Consider the following 2,260-nt stretch of genomic DNA (forward strand, 5'->3'; position numbering starts at 1 on the left):
ATCCGGTAGTACTATTGGTGGGATAATCGGTGGCGGGATCGGCGGCACTGTTGGACTAGCAGTGGTATCATTCTTAGCCAACTGCTCCGGATGCCTGTCACTACTGTCAGAAATGGCAAGGGCCACTGAGGTCGGCGAGGATGCTGCAGAAAGAATCTTTAACCGGCTATCTCAAAACGCAGGTGAGAACGCAGGTGAGGAATTCGGGGAGGAATTTGGAGAGAAAGTTGGAGAGAAAGTTGGAGAGAAAGTTGGAGAAAAAGGCGGAGAAAAAACTGGAGAAGAAGTCGGGGAAAAAACCCTTAAAGAGGTTGGAAAGAAAGCTGTCAAAGGAAAGCAGGCCGCCAGATGCACACGCTCGGTTGGCAGCTGTAAACAGGAAGACGGCGAAAATGATCCTGTTGAAACTGATGGTGAAACTGGTGGCGGTGGAGCCGGTGGTGAAGCTGGAGCAGGAGGCGCTGCAGCTGGTGGTGAAGCAGGTGGTGAAGCCGGTGGTGAAGTTGGAGGAGGCATTATAACAGGTGGTGTCGTGGTACATAAAGCAGCCAAAACACTTAAAAAGTTGTACGAGACCATAAAAAAAGCGATCGAAAAAAATCATAAAAAACACTCTGAAAAGCAAGCCTCCCAAGGCTCAGCAGCAAAACCAAACCAACCACCAATAAAAAAGGCAATCGATGCAGAGCACACCACGATACAGCCAACAACCAAACCAGCGAGGTCATCAAGCACCGCAAACAGCAACAATATAAATGCAGGTATTGCCACTGTTCCAGACGATGCAACCAGTGTTGACCAACCAACAGAGACATTAACAACTGTAATAATTAGAGAGCCATCAACCAGCAGAGAGCCATCAACCAGTCAGACAGAAACTGCTGGCACTATCCCACAAACAGGAGACGGTGACAGTTCCCACAGCGCCGCTGATTTTGCAAGTTCAGCACCAGCGACAACACAGACTGCTGAATCAACCAACCAGCCAATAGCCACTTCAACACCTGAGGCTATCACGCAGGAAGCGAAGAAAAGTACCTCTGATATTTCAAATGGCGCAACTGCTGCGTCACCACTAACAACAACTTCAACGGCCAAAACAGAAGATCAGGCAATAGCAGGTACTACAAGTCAGACGACAATTGATAAAAAAGCGATACATCAATCGACAACCGGGCAAGCAGCACTATCATCTGAAACCACCACAACAGAAGGCAAACTTGGTATATCTGACCGCACAACAACGCCTCCATCCTCAAAAGCAATCTCAACCGCTGCACAAACCCGACAATCAAGCCAGGCGGCAACAACAACCCACGACACCACCTCTCAGGCAGTTACTTCTGGCTCCACGGATCGCTCAGCTACTTCTTCATCAATGACACCTGCAACAACAAGAATGACAACCGAACAGACAACAACGCAGCAATCAATAACCAAGGAGAAAGCACGATCAACGTCTGATACCACTAGTCAAAAAATAACTTCTGGCATTTCGGATAGCACAACGGCTGTTGCACCGCTGACAGAAACTTCAACAGCCACAGGAACAGCTCCATCTACAAAATCACCGACAGCCACTACAACTCAGGCAACAGTTGATAAAACAGCGATACACCAATCAACAACCGGGAAAACAGCATTTTCATCTGAAATCACTACAACAGAAGGCAACCCTGGTATATCTGACAGCACAACAGCGCCTCCTGCCTCAAAAGCCATCTCAACCGCTGCACAAACCAGGCAATCAAGCCAGACTGCAACAACAATCCACGACACCACCCCTCAGGCAGTTACTTCTGGTTCCACAGATAGCTCAGCTGCTTCTTCATCAATGACACCTGCATCAACAAGCACTACAACCGAACAGACAACAACGCAACAATCAACAACCCAGGAGAAAGCACGATCAACGTCTGATACCACCAGTCAAACAATGACTTCTGGCATTTCGGATAGCACAACGGCTGCTTCACCACTGGCAGAAACTTTAACGGCCACAGCTCCATCAACAAAATCACCAACAGCCACTACAACTCAGACAACAATTGATAAAAAAGCAATACATCAATCAACAACCGGGCAAACAGCATTTTCATCTGAAATCACTACAACAGAAGGCAACCCTGGTATATCTGACAGCACAACAGCGCCTCCAACCTCAAAAGCCATCTCAACCGCTGCACAAACCCGACAATCAAGCCAGGCGGCAACAACAATCCACGACACCACCTCTCGGGCAGTTACTTCTGGTTCTACA

General features: G+C 48.1%; 2 protein-coding genes. Both read left to right on the forward strand.

Going from position 1 to position 2,260, the window contains the following annotated elements:
- Positions 1–140: 140 nt before the first annotated feature.
- Positions 141–521, forward strand: a complete 381-nt coding sequence (locus tag ACO6V1_RS23490) for a hypothetical protein (RefSeq protein WP_422468955.1) — start codon at positions 141–143, stop codon at positions 519–521.
- An 11-nt stretch (positions 522–532) separates the two neighbouring features.
- A partial coding sequence (locus tag ACO6V1_RS23495) for a hypothetical protein (protein ID WP_422468957.1) occupies positions 533–2,260 on the forward strand: 1,728 nt, incomplete at its 3' end.

It is taken from the genome of Endozoicomonas sp. ALC013 (assembly GCF_049310205.1).
GTDB lineage: Bacteria > Pseudomonadota > Gammaproteobacteria > Pseudomonadales > Endozoicomonadaceae > Endozoicomonas.